General features: G+C 42.2%; 12 protein-coding genes. 8 read left to right on the plus strand and 4 right to left on the minus strand.

Translation table 11 applies throughout. The features are described from left to right. Nucleotides 1-23 precede the first annotated feature (23 nt). The 3 genes from ACP14Y_RS00515 (at nt 24) to ACP14Y_RS00525 (ending at nt 4902) form a co-directional block, all read left to right on the plus strand. Nucleotides 24-2234, plus strand: a complete 2211-nt coding sequence (locus ACP14Y_RS00515) for a tetratricopeptide repeat-containing sensor histidine kinase (RefSeq protein ID WP_424961014.1) — start codon at nt 24-26, stop codon at nt 2232-2234. Beyond that, entirely contained in the window at nt 2231-2968 is a 738-nt protein-coding gene (locus tag ACP14Y_RS00520) for a LytR/AlgR family response regulator transcription factor (RefSeq protein WP_424961015.1), read from the plus strand. The genes ACP14Y_RS00515 and ACP14Y_RS00520 overlap by 4 nt, the downstream gene beginning before the upstream one ends. A gap of 233 nt (nt 2969-3201) precedes the next feature. Beyond that, on the plus strand, nt 3202-4902 hold the full coding sequence (locus ACP14Y_RS00525; RefSeq protein WP_424961016.1) for a hypothetical protein: 1701 nt from the start codon (nt 3202-3204) through the stop codon (nt 4900-4902). Between the two features lie 118 nt (nt 4903-5020). Here ACP14Y_RS00525 and ACP14Y_RS00530 read toward each other — a convergent pair whose 3' ends face one another. Both ACP14Y_RS00530 and ACP14Y_RS00535 read right to left on the minus strand, forming a co-directional pair. Continuing rightward, complete coding sequence (locus ACP14Y_RS00530; protein ID WP_424961017.1) at nt 5021-6556, minus strand: M28 family metallopeptidase; 1536 nt, start codon at nt 6554-6556, stop codon at nt 5021-5023. Between the two features lie 109 nt (nt 6557-6665). Then, nucleotides 6666-7856 (minus strand): hypothetical protein, encoded by a 1191-nt coding sequence (locus tag ACP14Y_RS00535; protein WP_424961018.1) that lies wholly within the window; start codon nt 7854-7856, stop codon nt 6666-6668. 404 nt (nt 7857-8260) lie between these two features. On the opposite strand from ACP14Y_RS00535, the gene ACP14Y_RS00540 reads away from it, so the two are divergent. From ACP14Y_RS00540 to ACP14Y_RS00555, 4 genes are all read left to right on the plus strand, one after another. Continuing rightward, a complete protein-coding gene (locus tag ACP14Y_RS00540) occupies nt 8261-11893 on the plus strand; it encodes a C1q-like domain-containing protein (RefSeq protein ID WP_424961019.1) in 3633 nt (1210 codons plus the stop codon). Nucleotides 11894-11956: 63 nt separating this feature from the next. Further along, entirely contained in the window at nt 11957-12805 is an 849-nt protein-coding gene (locus ACP14Y_RS00545; protein WP_424961020.1) for a hypothetical protein, read from the plus strand. Between the two features lie 84 nt (nt 12806-12889). Then, nucleotides 12890-14395 (plus strand): tetratricopeptide repeat protein, encoded by a 1506-nt coding sequence (locus tag ACP14Y_RS00550; RefSeq protein ID WP_424961021.1) that lies wholly within the window; start codon nt 12890-12892, stop codon nt 14393-14395. 81 nt (nt 14396-14476) lie between these two features. Next, nucleotides 14477-14944, plus strand: coding sequence for a hypothetical protein (locus ACP14Y_RS00555; protein WP_424961022.1), 468 nt, complete (start codon nt 14477-14479; stop codon nt 14942-14944). Between the two features lie 53 nt (nt 14945-14997). Here ACP14Y_RS00555 and ACP14Y_RS00560 read toward each other — a convergent pair whose 3' ends face one another. Then, nucleotides 14998-16374, minus strand: coding sequence for a hypothetical protein (locus ACP14Y_RS00560; RefSeq protein WP_424961023.1), 1377 nt, complete (start codon nt 16372-16374; stop codon nt 14998-15000). Between the two features lie 133 nt (nt 16375-16507). Here ACP14Y_RS00560 and ACP14Y_RS00565 point away from each other — a divergent pair, with 133 nt between their 5' ends. Further along, on the plus strand, nt 16508-16864 hold the full coding sequence (locus ACP14Y_RS00565) for a DoxX family protein (RefSeq protein WP_424961024.1): 357 nt from the start codon (nt 16508-16510) through the stop codon (nt 16862-16864). Here the strand turns inward: ACP14Y_RS00565 and ACP14Y_RS00570 are convergent. After that, nucleotides 16852-17214, minus strand: coding sequence for a DoxX family protein (locus ACP14Y_RS00570; RefSeq protein WP_424961025.1), 363 nt, complete (start codon nt 17212-17214; stop codon nt 16852-16854). The two genes, ACP14Y_RS00565 and ACP14Y_RS00570, sit on opposite strands and share 13 nt — an antisense overlap. Between the last annotated feature and the right edge of the window lie 166 nt (nt 17215-17380).

Raw genomic sequence — 17380 nt, forward strand, 5'->3', positions numbered from 1 at the left:
TATGCTTAATAAATCAGCTAAAATTGAAAATCAGATATAGAACCCAACTTTCATTTTACTCCTCCAGGTTTTTCTTGCTTAGCTTCCTACTTATCGCTGGTGGTGCCTTGCAAGCGCAAATCTCCAAAATCGATAGTCTTGAAGCAGAACTGTCATTACATATCGAAAAGGATACCACACGAGTGAATCTTTTAAATGAGCTGGCTTTTTCCTATTTCAGTAAAGACCTAACCACCTCCATTGAATATTTAGATGAAGCTGATGAAATAGCTGATGCTATTCATTTTGAAAAGGGAAAGGCCAGAAGCATTTATATCCGAGGCATAACCGAGGCAATACAGTCGAATTTTGATCAGGCATTGAACTTTTACAAAAAGGCGCTGAGTTGGTATGAAAGCATTGATTTCAAACCTGGGATAGCCGGCTGCTACAATGCAATAGGGATAGCCTATAAGAATACTGGAGAACTAAAGAAATCCGTACACTACTTTTCTGAGGCCTTCAAGATAGAAGAAGAAATAGGAGGCAAAAATCTTTCTGTACCGCTCATCAATTTGGGAGCCGTCCATCAGGATTTAGGAGAATTTGATGAAGCCATTTCAAATCTGAAAAAAGCTCTTGCTATCGCTGAAGCAGATGAGAATGAACAGCGGGTCGCTTACAGTCTAAATAATTTGGGTACAGTTTATGAGAAACAGGGGAACTATCCACTGGCTCTGGAGCACTATAAACAATCCATGTTCATGAATGAAAAGCTTGGGGATAGTTTAGGTATTATCAATAACCTCTATAACATAGGGAATGTCTATCAGACTCAGAAAAACAGGGATAAAGCCTTGGAGTACTTTAAACAGTCTTTAGAGATAAATGAGCGGATCAATAGAAAAGGAATTGCCATAGTATTAAATAGCATTGGAATGATCCATGAGGAAAATGGAGATTACACGGTTGCTCTCAGTCACTATGCCGATGCTTTAAGAATAAGTAAAGAGATTGGTGCAGGCAGTAATATTCCCTTTATTCAAAATAACATTGGCTCGGTTTATTTGGCATTGAAGGAATACAGCACAGCGATTCAATACTTCACGGAGGCAAAGAAAAGCGGTCTAGAAAGTGATAGTAGGCAAGCCATCTGCAGTGCTTATCTTGGATTGGCGAGAACCTATGTCGATCTAAAAGAATATTCTAAGGCATTGAGCAACGCGCTACAAGCAAAGGAAATTTCCATAGAGTCTGGCTTTCTTGAAGATCAAAAAGAAGCTTCGGAAATTCTTTTCAAGATTTATCAGGCTGCAGGCAATTATAAGGATGCGCTCAAAAATCTGGAACAATTCAAATTATTGAATGACAGCCTTTTTAATAAGGAGAATATTGAAAAAATTGCCCAACTAGAATATGAGTACAAGTACAAACAAGCATTGGACTCTGCAAGTATCCGCGAGCTAAAACTCACCCAAACCGTATTGACCACATCTCAGGATCTGGCCCAATCCAGACAAAATTACCTGTGGGCCATAATTGGTATTCTAGTTCTCTCCATCCTATCTGGCTCGATGATCTTCTATCAGAAATTCAATGCGATTAAGCTAAAAAATCAGAGCATCATGACTGAGCAGAAGCTGTTGCGCTCTCAGATGACTCCTCATTTCATCTTCAACTCCCTATCTGTGCTTCAGGGTATGATACTAAATAAGGAGCAAAAAAACTCAGTCAGCTATCTATCCAAATTTTCAAAACTACTGCGGATCACCTTAGAAAACTCTCGCGATAAGATGGTCTTGCTCTCACAAGAAATAATAGCAGTTGAAAATTACCTGGCTCTTCAGAACCTGGAGAATAATCAATATGATTACTCTATTGATATTGATGGATCTATTGAAACATCATTGATTGAAATCCCTCCTATGCTCATTCAGCCATTTATTGAAAATTCGATTGAGCACGCTTTCGAAGATTGGAAAGAAAGGAGAAGAATAGAAGTGCAGATTAAATATGTGAACGGGGAATTGGTTTCTTTTATAACCGATAATGGCATTGGAATCAATTCTCAAGAAGAAAACAAAAGGAAAAAGAAGAAATCATTGGCCACCGTTATCACATCAGAAAGATTAAACCTGATATCAAAAGATTTTAAGATGAATGGTTCTGTAACTATTGAGGACAGATCGATATATGGTGACAGGGGAACCATCGTAACTTTGTTAATACCACACAAAAAACTTCGGATATCTTGAAAGCATTGTTGATAGAGGATAAAGCTTACATTAGAAAAGGCCTGATAAATCTGCTGCAGACAATTGAAACTGATGTGGAAATAATAGGTGAATGTGGCTCTGTTAAAGAGGCTGTGGTAGTCGCCAATGTTTGCAAACCTGATCTTGTTTTCCTGGACATTAATCTTACTGATGGCTCTGGTTTTGATTTTCTTGATCAGACTGAACAACTTGATTTCAAGATTATCTTCATTACTGCCTATGAGGAATACGCCTTGAAAGCCTTGAAAATAGGTGCTGTAGATTATTTGCTGAAACCTGTGGATATTGACGAACTGGAATCAGCGCTAGAAAAAATCAAAGCCCTGCCCCTAGCCAAGCAAAAAGCACAAATAGAAAAAGCCAGGAAGGTCTGGCTCCAAGGAGATGCCACTTTGGTCTTATCGCTTAGCGACAGCTTCCAGGTAATAGATTTGCAAGAACTACTATTCTGTGAATCAGATAAAGGGTATACTACTTTTCATCTGTCCAATGGACAAAAACACATAGCTTCCAAGCCATTGAAAGAATATGAAGAAAAGCTTGCCAATATCCACTTTGTAAGACCCCATCAATCTTTCATGGTGAATTTAAGGTTTATCGATAAGTACGATAAATCAGGTATTATCCACCTGAAAAATGGAACGATAATCCCCGTGTCATCTCGCAAAAAAGAAGCTTTTATCAAAACATTCCTTGAATACAACAGCCACTAGCATTCTCCACTCAAGCTAGTGTTTCTACAAGGTTCTAGTTACTACTCAATTCACTTTTGGGTTTATCTGCAGCACATATGAATTGATAGCTGACGCTTATAGGTTGACTATTCTCTACCCTACCTCTTTATCCCATTTTTGAGCTGTTCATCCCTTATTCCTTAATCGAAAGTCCAGGAAAACCTGACTATAGATTAAGCATTTGGAGCAAAATCAATAAAAAAGTTAAATACATGAAAAACAAACTTAAAATCATCAATCTATTTATTATAGCATTGGCATTTTCAACCATTAGTTGTGGGGATGATGACAATCAAGTGAGCCTTGTCAATCTCCAGGATTTGGAACTGACAATAGATGAGAACCCGGCAGATGGCGAGGTTTTAGGAACCATAACGAGCGACGGTGTTGGTGTTGGCTTTAGCATAACCTCCCAAACACCTTCTGGTGCCTTGAGCGTAGATGCGGGTACTGGCGAAGTGTCTGTAGCGGATGCTTCATTATTTGATTTTGAGACCCATTCAACTATTACAGCAACTATCTCTGCGGAGAATGCTGAGAATAGTGCTTCCGTTACCATTAGCGTGATAAATGTAAGTGAAGTGACAACTCAAAGTCTGGAGGTAACTATTGATGAAAATCCCATAAATGGGCAGGTTTTAGGTACACTTCAAACCGCCGGAAGTGGAGCGTTGAATTTTAGTATAACCTCCCAATCACCAGATGGAGCCATGAATGTAGATGCCAGCACTGGTGAAGTAACTGTGGCAGATGCTTCGCTGTTTGACTTTGAAGTCAATCCGACGCTCACCGCTACCGTGGAAGTTGATGATTCTGAACCAGCAACAATTACGATTAATCTCACTAATGTATATGAGCTTACCATTCAGGATTTTTCCGTTGATATTGATGAAAACCCAACCAACGGACAGGTTTTAGGTACACTTCAAACCGACGGAAGTGGAGTGTTGAATTTTAGCATAACTTCCCAATCACCAGATGGTGCCATGAATGTAGACGCCAGCACTGGTGAAATAACTGTGGCAGATGCTTCACTGTTCGACTTTGAAGTCAACCAGACGCTTACAGCTACCGTGGGAGCTGATGATTCTGACCCAGCTACAATTACAATTAATCTCAATAATGTAAATGAGTTGAGTGTCGAGGATTATGAGTCTACTATTGATGAAAATGCATCTGACAATCAATCATTAGGATTTGTTCCGGTAATCGGGGATGGTGATTTGAGCTTTTTCATAATATCTCAAACTCCGGCTAATGCAATGGACATAGATCAATTCGATGGGGAACTTACAGTCAGGACTCCAGAAATTTTTGATTATGAAACCAACCCGGTCATCACGGCATCCATTTCGGTTAATAATGAGAGCAGTGGCGAGACCGTGGATCAAACCCTCACCGTAACTATCAATCTGAACAATGTAAATGAAATAGGTGATTTCGCTTATGGAGGTGTGATATTTTGGGTAGACCCAGCAGATAACAACCATGGTCTGGTTTGCTCAACAACAGAGCAAGGTAATGCTCCATGGGGCTGCTCAGGTACAGATGTTGCTGCAGCCAATGGTACCGCAATAACTACCGGGAAAACAAATACGGAAGCAATGGCAGCAGCATGTTCTGAAGCAGGCAGCCTCGCTATCACAGCCTTGAACCTAACACTAAATGGATTTAGCGATTGGTTTGTACCAAGTAAGGATGAGATGTACGAGATCTATTTGAATAGGGAAGCAATAAATGCGGTACTAACGGCTAGCGGTGGAGAAATCTTTTCTAATTCTTATTGGACTTCAACTCAATTCAACGTAAATAATGGTTGGTTTCAAAGTTTTAGCAACGGTTCTCAAGCTGGTACCGGAAAGACTGGTGCAATAAAATATCGTGTGATCAGGGAATTTGACTTAGGGTTTTAAATATTGCTTAGGGCCTTTAAGTTTAAAACCAAAACATATCGACTAATTATCCGGGGCAGATAATGAATAAAAAAACCGAAGTTTGAAACTTCGGTTTTTATTTTTCCAGAACTTTGTCCTACTCAGATGCTACTTCCTCCAACTCCTCTCTCGGCAGCATCTCATCACGCATGGCCGTATTATATACAAACCCTGCCACAATGGTAGCGATCTGCTTGAGGTCATCGATCACCAGACGCTCGTATGTGTCCATGTTGGTATGGTGCGAGCGGGTGCTGTATTCAATCGGATCCTGGATAAACTGAAAGCCTGGTATGCCCACAGCATCAAAACCAAGGTGATCTGTCCCGCCAGTGTTGCGTGCGGTAACAGTGGTGTTTTCCATGATGTCATCATAAGGCTTAAACCACTCTTCAAAGATGGGACCTGCTTCCTCATTACCCTGGAGGTAGATTCCTCTAATCCTACCCGTCCCATTATCGATATTGTAATATGCAGATATCTTGCTATGATCTTTCTTCAGTGTCATCGTTTCTGAGTCACCGAAATGGTTTTTCACGTAGTTACGTGAGCCATAGATCCCCTGCTCTTCTCCACCCCACAAGGCAATTCGTATGGTTCTCTTTGGCTTTAGACCGGCAGCTTGAAGGATGCGCACGGCCTCCATCATCACAATACATCCGGCACCATTATCTGTTGCTCCTGTGGCGCTGTGCCACGAGTCCAGGTGACCGCCCAGCATCACCACCTCATCTTTGAGCTTTTTGTCTGTTCCCGGAATCTCTGCCAGCACGTTGTACCCTTGCAGGTCATCTTCATTGAAAGTAGTCTTCACCTCTCCTTCTACTGTTACTTCCACTCCGTTTTCCACAAGGCGTGCCATCAGATTTACATGCTCAGGTGCCGTTTCCAGCTCTGCAATCCCAACAGGCGTATCTTTTTTATATCCTTGTGGGCTGGTGGTGAATAAGGTGCCATGTCGCCCTCTCACTCCTTTGATGATCAGCACGACACCTTCCTCTGTCAGGAAGTTATTTAGCGTCTCACTGAAAGCCCGACGCTTCCTCCAGGCTGCAATCTGTTCGGGTGTCCATCCGCTGCTCTCCACACGCGGCTCTGTCATCTCGTCCAGTTGTTCCTCGGTGTATCTCTTAGCATCTGCTTCAAAGGTGGGAGATTGATCACCTCTGGGTTTGAATGCCACAATCGCTCCCTCCAGCTTTCCTCTGTATTCTTCAAAATCCTCTTCACTGTTGATCTCAACAAACTGCACATTGCCTGTAACCGGCCCATCCGTGCTGCCGGTCCATGCCTTCGGCACAGCGATCAAAGGCAGGTAGTATGGCTTGGTCATCGCCAGGTAGCTTTTGTTCATCTCCCATCCCCTGCCAAACTCTCCCCAGGCTTCTTTCTGCGCATTTTCCAGCCCCCACTCTGTCAGTTGATTGATGGCATATGCTGCCGCTCGCTCATATCCTGGTGAGTTTGACAATCGAGGACCCGCTTTGTCAATGAGTTCAAAAGCGATCTGTTCTACCTGAGAGTTCTCCAGACCTTCTTTTTTGATTTTTTCAATGGCATCTAAATCGATGCTTTCTTGTGAATAAGCGATGCACGCAAATAGTATTGCTGGTATAAATAGTAATCGTTTCATAGGGATAGGTTTAGATTGAATTTTGAATGAATCAAAGCTACTGAACCCAACAGGAAAACTTATATAGTTTTTGATTAGTGGTATTCCATCCTAATCCGACACTTTATTTTCATTGTAACCCGAGTGCAGAAATAACCCCTCCAAACAAATCCTGTAGTTCTAGATCAATGGTAGCAGAAACATACAGCGTGGAGGAAAGGTCTTTATTCTGATCATTCGATCCATTTTCATTGCTTATGTCTGTGAATATCACCTGTCCTACAGAGAATCGCACACCATCAAATGCCTGGTAACCTGCTCCCAGCATCAGGTTACTGCTTCCCAGTAGATTCCCGCGAGTATCAGAAGACAGGCTATTTAAGGTGACCCCCAGCAATAAAGACACTCGTTGAGTAGAAAATACCGCATAATTCCGCACAGGAATGTCGGGATCAACCGGCCGTATCTGGTAGTAAACCCCGAAGACCAGGCTGACTTTGTAAAATGAATGGTCACCATTGAAGATTACATTCGCCACTCCAAATTGAGGCGTGAGTCGTTCTTTGGCTCGTGATTCCAGCTTCGCCGGAACCGTGGTGAAATAGTAGATCTCTTTTTCTAATCTCCCACTGCTGCTCCACTCAATTTCCAGCTGGTAGCTGCTATTTGGTTTCAGGTTGGGAATCTCTACAAATACAAATTCGGAAGTGGTGCTTTCCTGATAGACTTTACCCTCTTGATTACCTGATGAATAAATATTCTCATTGATCTTGATCTTATAGTCATTACCCAGCATCTGATTCTTGGGTAGAATCGCTCGCTCAGTGGTTCGGATCAGATAGACACTTTCGATGGTGGCTGCCGGCTTCCTTTGGCTGTTATCTATTACTTCCTTTTCACTGAGAAATGAGTTTGTCTGGGTGATTTTGAGATCAGCCGTATCTTTTATGATATGAGTGGTATCTACTTTGTTGGTAGACCATCCGGCAACAGCTCCCGGAGTACCCTGTTTGATTCTTCTGATCTTCAGAAAAAAGGGTCGATCAAAAGGAACTGTAGATGTTGCGAATTTCAAAGTAGCATCTGTCTCAACCACACGCAATTCAAGGAACTCTAACATATCGCCCCGATTGGAGATACCTCGTGCTTTTACCTGGGATGATGCTATTTCAGGAAGCAAGAATGCAACTAGCAGCACGAAGCATGCTGCTTTTAGGAATGGGTGACTGGAAGATTCCATAATGGTATGGATTGGTGGATAGTTAAAGTTCGTTCTACTCCCTACCAAAGTCAATACCCAGTTGTGGGTAATTTTACCCAAAAAGCCTTGTTTTTAGCCCTAAGGGATATTAATTGTGCTGAGTCATCTGGAGAAACAGAATGTTACTGGAAGATTTGTAAGATGATCGATTACATCAAAAAGGAACCGAGAAAAGATGACACAGAAATAAACGTTCGCAATTGATCCGTTGCTTTCTTCTTCGTCAATCTCATATTATCATATTTTTAAAATTGTATTATAACAATATTATTATTGAATCGATAGAGGAAAAATGATTTTAAATGGATTAATTTGATATTAATTGGATTCATTCTCCATTGGTTTTTATAATTTTCATACACACCTAAAAACCACAATTACTCAAAGTAAATAACGCATTATATGATTTAAATAAGCTTTTACTATCGCCATTACAGATACTCTATGGTGAGTATTAATGTACCATGAAACCAACCATCAACCTAACAATTTTGGTACTTGCATTGATTGCGCCTGCTTCGAGCGTAGGTCAGAATAATGTGGGTATTAATACAAATAGTCCAAACAGCAATTCAGTCCTTGAACTCGTTTCTCCACAATCAAATCAAGGCTTCTTAGTACCTAGATTTTCGTCCAGTCACAGGATAAGTATGCAAAGCCAATTATCCTTTGTTGATAATGGACTAATGGTTTATGACAGTGAAGAAAACCTATTTTACTATTGGAATAACAACCGTTGGAATGCCGGCCTGGGAGTCATCAATGAAAAAAATGCCGGAGGCGATTTGACCGGTACGTATCCCAACCCCCTCATACGCGATGATGCAATCACAGAAGAAAAAGTAAGTGACGGGGCTATTTCAACGGTTAAACTGCAGGAACAAAGCATCACAACATCTAAAATTTCAGATAATGCAGTCACCACTAATAAGCTTGCCGATTTCTCGGTCACAGGAACAAAGCTGGAGGACGTAGGAATCACCCCGGATACTTATGGAAATCAGTTCACAGTTTTGAAGCTTACGATAGATTCCAAAGGAAGGACCATTGGAGTGATTGAAACTCCAATACTTATCACTTCCGACCATATTACAAACCTTTCCATTTTGAACGAGGACATTGCAAACGGAACCATCCGAATAACAAAATTGAATCCAGAAGGGAATTCTAATAAGGTATTGATCATTGATGCCAGTGGCAATACACAGTGGGCTTCCAGAGAACAATTTCAATCCTCTCATTTACTTAAAGATCATGTCTTTGTTGGAAACACCAATAACAAGGCTGAAGGTGTACCGGTCACTGGTGATATTTCAATTGAGAGTGCCAGTTTTCAGATAAATGAAAGCGTAATCGGCTCAGCTGAAATAATTGATGAATCGATCGAGAATGAAGATTTGAATAAGAATCAGATACCTCTGAGTGGCTTTGCTCCTGCCGTTACAAATGTAAACGTGGGTGATAATAGACTGACAAATGTCTCAGATCCTACAGATAATCAGGATGGAGCTACCAAGCATTATGTGGATGAATCGATTGAAACCCTATCAAACCTGGATGAAGATAAAGATCCATTCAATGAGTTAAATACGAGTACCCAGTTGTCTGGTACATCCGTACAGATAACCGATGCAGGTGGCACACTGAGCATCGACCTGGATCCTACTTTCGCAACCGACACAGAGTTAGCTACTGCCATCAGCGACAGTGAAGCCCTTGATCTTGATAAGGATGCTACCAACGAACTGAACACCAATGCGCAGCTTTCAGGTACTTCTGTAGAAATCACCGACGCTGGCGGCACACTGAGCGTCGATCTTGATCCTACTTTTGCTACCGATACGGAGTTGGCTTCTGCCATCAGCGACAGTGAAGCCCTCGATCTTGATAAGGATGCCACCAACGAACTCAATTCCAATGTGCAACTCTCAGGTACATCCGTAGAGGTTACCGATGCAGGTGGAACACTGAGCGTAGACCTGGATCCTACTTTTGCTACGGATACAGAGTTAGCCACTGCCATCAGTGACAGTGAAGCTCTCGATCTTGATAAGGATGCTACCAACGAACTGAACACCAATGCGCAGCTTTCAGGTACATCCGTAGAGGTTACCGATGCAGGTGGAACACTGAGCGTAGACCTGGATCCTACTTTTGCTACGGATACAGAGTTAGCCACTGCCATCAGTGACAGTGAAGCTCTCGATCTTGATAAGGATGCTACCAATGAACTGAACACCAATGCGCAGCTTTCAGGTACCTCTCTAGAAATAACTGATGCAGGTGGAACACTGAGCGTAGACCTGGATCCTACTTTCGCAACAGACACAGAGTTAGCTACTGCCATCAGCGACAGTGATGCCCTCGATCTTGATAAGGATGCCACCAACGAACTGAACACTAATGCGCAGCTTTCAGGTACATCTGTTGAGGTTACCGACGCAGGTGGCACACTGAGCGTAGACCTGGATCCTACTTTTGCTACGGATACAGAACTAGCTACTGCCATCAGCGACAGTGAAGCACTCGATCTTGATAAAGATGCTACCAACGAACTGAACACCAATGTGCAACTCTCAGGTACATCCGTTGAGGTTACCGACGCTGGCGGCACACTGAGCGTCGATCTTGATCCTACTTTTGCTACCGATACGGAGTTGGCTTCTGCCATCAGCGACAGTGAAGCCCTCGATCTTGATAAGGATGCCACCAACGAACTCAATTCCAATGTGCAAATTGCAGGTACATACGTTGAGGTTACCGACGCAGGTGGCACACTGAGCACCGACCTGGATCCTACTTTCGCAACAGACACAGAGTTAGCTACTGCCATCAGCGACAGTGAAGCGCTCGATCTTGATAAGGATGCCACCAACGAACTGAACACCAATGTGCAGCTTTCAGGTACTTCTGTAGAAATCACCGACGCTGGCGGCACACTGAGCGTCGACCTGGATCCTATTTTTGCTACGGATACAGAGTTAGCCACTGCCATTACCGACAGTGAAGCCCTTGATCTTGATAAGGATGCTACCAATGAACTCAACTCCAATGTGCAACTCTCAGGTACATCCGTTGAGGTTACCGACGCAGGTGGAACACTGAGCGTCGATCTCGATCCTACTTTCGCAACAGACACAGAGTTAGCTACAGCCATCAGCGATAGTGAAGCACTCGATCTCGATAAGGATGCTACCAACGAACTGAACACCAATGTGCAGCTTTCAGGTACTTCTTTAGAAATCACCGACGCTGGCGGCACACTGAGCGTCGATCTTGATCCTATTTTTGCTACGGATACAGAGTTAGCCACTGCCATTACCGACAGTGAAGCCCTTGATCTTGATAAGGATGCTACCAATGAACTGAACACCAATGTGCAACTCTCAGGTACATCCGTAGAGGTTACCGATGCAGGTGGAACACTGAGCGTAGACCTGGATCCTACTTTCGCAACCGACACAGAGTTAGCTACTGCCATCAGCGACAGTGAAGCCCTTGATCTCGATAAGGATGCTACCAACGAACTCAACACCAGCATGAATCTCAATGGAACCTCTCTTGAATTAACAGATGCGGGCGGAACACTATCAGAGGATCTTGATGATGTATTCACTACAGATGCAGATTTCTACGCTAATATGTCAAGTTTAATAAACGCCTTTAACGAGTATGCGGAATCAATTGCATTTGAAGCTTTTCTGGATGAATCTGTTAGTTATATTTCAAGTGGTCCGATTGGGTTTAATCAGGTTGTCTTCGAAGATGGGAATGACTTCTATTCCAGCGGACATTATTTTAAGGCTCCAAAAGATGGGAATTATCATTTTGACGCTCATCTCACCGTTACTTTTGCTGCCAATCAGGCTGCTGCCATTTCGATTTATGTTGATTCAGACGAAACAGGAAGTCTGGATGGGTCATTGGTCGCAAAAACTCAGCTCTATGCTCATAATGGAGAAGTAAACTCAATTGCTGTTGCCAAGACGATCAAACTAGAAGAGGGAAATAGAGTGTACATCAGGTATGATGGTCCAACTTCCACTGTTGATGCCGGACGAGCCAACACTACCTTTTCCGGTCATATTGTAAAATGATGAATCTCTTACTGAATAAGAGCATTTAAATTTAGTTTTGCAGCTCCAATCAATGGTACACCTATGAGACTCGGACAGCTGGCACGTAAATATGACATTCCCCTACAGGAGATTATCGATTACCTCAAAGAGGAAACCGGTGAAAAATTTCATGCTAACGCGAAGCTTTACGACGCGATTGAAACACAGATATTTAAGCATTTTGACCTCTACCCTGACGATCCAGTATTGGAACCTGAAGAACAAATTGAGGAAAAAGAGCCTGAACAATCTTTTGATCAGCCAACATCTGAACCAATGAGTCCTGAAGAAGACATTGCCTCTGTAGATGGAGAGCTGGCCATCCATTCTGCACCTAGTGAGGATCTGGAAACGTCAGTGACCTCTGAGCAAGAACTGGAGGCGCAACCCCGACCAAACGATGATGAAGTCATTCAGACAGACAAGCTGCTTGAGCTACTGGAAAATGAAGAAGCAACTCCGGATTTAGAGAAAGTAAAGCTGATCAAGGCACCAAAAAAAGAGCTTCCGGGCTTGAAAGTTTTAGGTAAAGTAGATTTACCTGAACCTAAGAAAAAGGCTGAGCCAGAGGATCAGAAGAAAAAACCAGAGCGCACCCGACGGCCGCAATTGAGTGAGGAAGAAAGGGAAAAGCGAAGACTAAAAGCAAAACGAAAGAAAGAGGCCTACGAGGCTCGCCAGGAAAAACGATGTAAGGAACAGGAGGCTCATCGCTTGAAGGAACTGAAGGCTAAACACTATCAGGAAAAACTCAGGAAAGCCGAAAACATCAGGCAAAAGAAAGAGGTATCAAAAGCAGAGCAAGAACAATCGCTGGAACCGCTACCCGCAACGCGTAAAAAGGAGCCAAAAACCTTACTGGGTAAATGGTGGCGATGGATGAATACCTAGCATTCTGAGCACTGCAAAATTGTTCCGGTAAATTGCTACCCTCTGCATTTTTTGTTAATTTATTGGTTAATCGTCTTCTTTAACTTGCTGAAAATTAGATGTCTCATAGCGTTCGCTTTATCTATTTATGCCACTGGTTTGGTTGCAGTGCAGGATGATGTTCGAGATCTTGTAAATACCATAGAAACCTCTCCGGATATGATCCGCAAAATTGAGGCGATGAACGAACTGAGCTATGTCCTAAGAAACAGCAACCCGGACAGCACCATTCTCCTATCCAATCAGGCTGAGCAGCTTTCTCGATCCATGAACTATCCTCTTGGCGAGGCTGACGCAGTGATGAATCGGGGGATCGGTCACACCTCAATGGGTGAATATTATACTGCGCTGCAAGAGTTTTTGCATGCTTTAAAAATATTTAAGCAGTTGAACGAAAAGAATCGTCAGGCCAAAGTATATAACAACCTTGGTCGGGTCTACAACTTCATTGGTGATACCGAGCAGGCCCTCTCCTACTATGAGCAATCTGCGAAGCTATATTCAGAACTTAACAATACGGCCAGAGAGGGCGTCTTGCTTAATAACATTGGATATATCCAAAAACAAAATGAAAACTATGATTTGGCCCTTATTCATTTAAGAAAGTCCCTGGCCATAGCTAATGAATTGAACCGTCCCGATAATGCTTTTTATGCTACATACAACATTGGGAGCGTTTTTATGCATCTGAATGAGCCTGACTCAACATTCAAATACCTGTATTTCACAGAGAATTTAGCAATACAATACAGAGATCAGTACGTGCTCAGCCTCACTTACATTGATCTTGGTAAAATGTACAGAAAACAGAGCCGATCGGCCAAGGCAGAGTACTTTTTCACTCGTGCGTATGAAGAGGCAGATGAAGCAGGTCTGAGAGCAGAGAAAAGAGATGCAGCAAAAAACCTGGCCGAGCTCTATGAACAATCTGATCAGCATGCAAAAGCACTGGCTTACTTCCAAACGTACAAGGCGCTGAATGATTCACTGATCAACATGGATGTAACTCGACGGATTGCCTTTAAGGAAGCCCAGGATGCCTTTGAACAGCAGCGCATGCAGGAGGAGATTGAGCGAAGAAAAACTGAATTGGAGAACGAAAAAATATTAGCAAATGCAATCTGGACCCGGAATACGCTCATCGCAGGTCTGGTGGTAATGATTCTGTTCACTTACCTCATCTATTTGAATTTCACTCGAAAAAGGAAGGCCAATGAATCGTTGCAAAAGCTAAATGAGCAGATCGAGCAGCAGGCAGAGGAACTCAGGCGGGCGAATGAAGAAATCATCACCATGAACAACAACCTGGAAGCGGTAGTGCAGAAGCGTACAGAGGAGCTCAAGCGAAAAAATAAGCAACTCAAAGAATATCTTGCTACGCATTCGCACATTGTACGCGCTCCACTGGCCCGCATATTAGGGCTGGTTGATTTGTACGAGCCGGGAGATAGTAAGAACCTTGATTTTATCAATGAAAACCTGCACAAATCAGCAGAAGAACTTGACCAGGCGCTGCGGGATATGAATGATAAGTTGAGCGATGTAAACTGATCAACGATTCACTTCATTAATGATCAATCATCAAAAATCTAAATTTTTTAAACCTTAAGGTCTTTGCCATGTTGTTATGGTATGGGTAAGGAAGAAAAACATGTATTCAAGTACGGTCTCACGACCACCGCAGGTCTCATTGCGTTCTTCTTATTAATGAAGATTCTGGGGCTGGCAGAGATCACCGAGCTAAGAACATTTAACGCTGTGATCATGTTTGCAGGTGTTTTTTTATCTATCAAACGTTTCAGGGATCGTCCATTCAAATTGGAGTTTAACTACCTTACCGGCATTGCCGCCGGATTTTTTACAGGGTTAGTTACCGCAGCGTCTTTTGCCTTATTTGTTGGTATATATATTTATTTCGATCCAATCTTTTTAGCTGCAATTGTAGCTGACAATCCACAAAAAGAATTTTTAAACCCTTTGACGGCTGGCATGGTTCTTTTTATAGAAGCGATGGCATCAGGGTTCCTCTTTTCATACATATCTATGCAGTATCTCAAAAATGACATAACGATTCCATTGTCAAAGGCTTCTAAAGCATAAAAATATTTTAAGCTGTGGGACAAAAGGGCAAGATCAGGTATGATCTTGCTTTTTTATTCTCTTACACCGAAGGGTTTCGGTTGAAAATCAGTACTCCCCTCATCTTCGTCCTTACTGGCACCAGGCTTTAGAACAGCTGGTAACGCAACGTCACGGTAAAAAGGAATGTCAGCAAAGGGATTACTATATAATGTCTCGGGACCACTTACCGTCAGGTGATGGCTTCCTTCGTCCAATTCACTGATATCAATAAAAGTGAGATATCCACGTTGCTTTGTTTGAGACTTGTAATGATAGAACCACCGATCAATTTGCACCGGTTGATCATCAATTTTAACAGAATAAAAGCCCTTAATGATCATTAGGTCCAGAGCCGCGTTTGAGGTGTCCGGGTAAACCTCTTTTAGCGAATCCAAAGGCATAAATTCTAACATATTGTCTTCAGACGATATATTGCCCACCACAAAAAGCCTTAATACATCCCCTGTGATGATATCGGAAGGAATGTGAGCCCGATACGAAAACACCTCCTGATTTTGATCATCGTAATATCCATTGTATGCCGTGAAGCCTCGATCATTTCCCCATAGCGATAACCTGGAATATGAATCGCCCGGATAGGTGGTGCTGGTAATAGTACCCGCACCAAATATGCTCACTAATGTAAATGTCAGAAGAAAAACAAAAAACACCCATTTATTGAAATTGGATACTACCCCGTAATAAATGGGACGATAAAACCGAGAGAGGGTTAGTGCACTGATTACCCGATGAATCGGCCAATAGACTTTGACAAATATTCGAAACCGCCTAAGGTATCCCAGGCTTACGAAATCAAGTAAGGCAACAAGTGCAACACCTACAATGAATAAGACATAAACCTGAAAGGAATTAAACAATGGACCAGAGAAGCCCAAATCGAAGTAAACATAAAGGATAGTGAATGGCATTATGACCAGGATCAGAAAATAAAAATACCCTCCGATTAAACTCATAAATAGCATAAACGAAATGCTAAAAAGCGAACTGCTGATTTTCTCCAAACGAATCACAATCTGTTCAAAAGAGGGTGTTCGATTCACCTTCTCTTTAAACTTACCCTTATACTCCAGTGCATCACTTTTAATGCCCTGAGGAAAGGTATAACTGAGACCTACCATACCTATCCAGATGCCCCGACAAATCAAATGGAGGATTAACCCTGTTATCAGCCAGTAGATGCCCATCTTGGACAGAGCAACCAGATTATCAATATCCTGAGAATTGCCAAAAATGTTCAGCTTGAAGAAGACAAGAAAATCATCGAGCAGGTCGGGCACTTTGAACATGCCATAAAGCACGATACCGGAAAGAAGTATTTCAGGCTCCCAGCTTCTTTGCTGAAGCTCCGATAGCCACTTTGGTGTAATGGGTTGGTTGGTGTCGGTCATGTGATAAAACTAATGAGAAAAGGTAAAATCAATTTATCAACTTAACCAACGAGGGATCATTCTTCAGAAAAAAGAGAAATCAATTGGTTTGCAGGATTACAAAACCATATTCGAAATCAGGTGTTTTGAATCTATGAAGTTCAACTTAGTGCTTGCATCGTTTACCGCATTGGCATTTTTCTATTACGGGTTAAGCTGTCTGTTTTCAAAGAAGATGGTGGAAGAATTCAACCGTTTTGGATTATCCAATCAACAACGGATGATCACAGGCGTACTTCAGTTGCTCGGTAGTATCGGAATTTTAATTGGTTTTAAATTTCCATTACTCGGAATGGTGGGCACAGTGGGGCTAAGTGCACTTATGCTGTTAGGATTTGCTGTACGTGTGAAAATCAAAGACGGCATAGAAGAGTCTCTCCCATCCTTCGTCTTTATGATCATAAATGGTTATTTATTCTACGGATTCTATCTGGTCAATTACATCAGATAGACAATCACTGAAAGAATCAGAAAAAGCGAAGCAGGCAATGCTTTTTTTACCGGATCACCGACTTTAAAATGCATTCCAACCGCACCTACCATCAATAAAGCAATTCCAATAGCTGAAACGGATTCCACTACAGGATACCAAATCGATGCTATCAGCAGAATGGACAAACCAATTTTAGCCGCTCCAATAACCATCATAAACCAGGAAGGAAGCCCGTAAACAGCGAATTCTTCCTTAATGTTCTTAGCGCCTCCCCCACGATACTGGGTAGACTTGCCTGATCGTAGCAGCCATACATTAAGAATGCTTAAGCCTATGATCAGCTTGATAATAATTTCCAGATAATTCATAATCAACAGATTTGTGTAATACAACAACTACCAGAATCGAAAGTTGTTGGATCAGAGGAGACACACGCATAGCCATGTCCCGATAAACGCTCACTAATTTTGAGGTGACCTAAGCTAAATACCCCGTCTAAAGGATATAAAAGTTATGAATCATTCTTATCTTCAT

This window comes from Ekhidna sp. (genome assembly GCF_965247405.1).
GTDB lineage: Bacteria > Bacteroidota > Bacteroidia > Cytophagales > Cyclobacteriaceae > Ekhidna.

Bases quoted from the DNA above. Each gene is read 5' to 3' on its own strand.
- ACP14Y_RS00540 (WP_424961019.1), top strand. From the start codon at position 8,261: ATGAAACCAACCATCAACCTAACAATTTTGGTACTTGCATTGATTGCG.
- ACP14Y_RS00565 (WP_424961024.1), top strand. From the start codon at position 16,508: ATGAAGTTCAACTTAGTGCTTGCATCGTTTACCGCATTGGCATTTTTC.
- ACP14Y_RS00525 (WP_424961016.1), top strand. From the start codon at position 3,202: ATGAAAAACAAACTTAAAATCATCAATCTATTTATTATAGCATTGGCA.
- ACP14Y_RS00530 (WP_424961017.1), bottom strand. From the start codon at position 6,556: ATGAAACGATTACTATTTATACCAGCAATACTATTTGCGTGCATCGCT.
- ACP14Y_RS00560 (WP_424961023.1), bottom strand. From the start codon at position 16,374: ATGACCGACACCAACCAACCCATTACACCAAAGTGGCTATCGGAGCTT.
- ACP14Y_RS00545 (WP_424961020.1), top strand. From the start codon at position 11,957: ATGAGACTCGGACAGCTGGCACGTAAATATGACATTCCCCTACAGGAG.
- ACP14Y_RS00570 (WP_424961025.1), bottom strand. From the start codon at position 17,214: ATGAATTATCTGGAAATTATTATCAAGCTGATCATAGGCTTAAGCATT.
- ACP14Y_RS00555 (WP_424961022.1), top strand. From the start codon at position 14,477: ATGGGTAAGGAAGAAAAACATGTATTCAAGTACGGTCTCACGACCACC.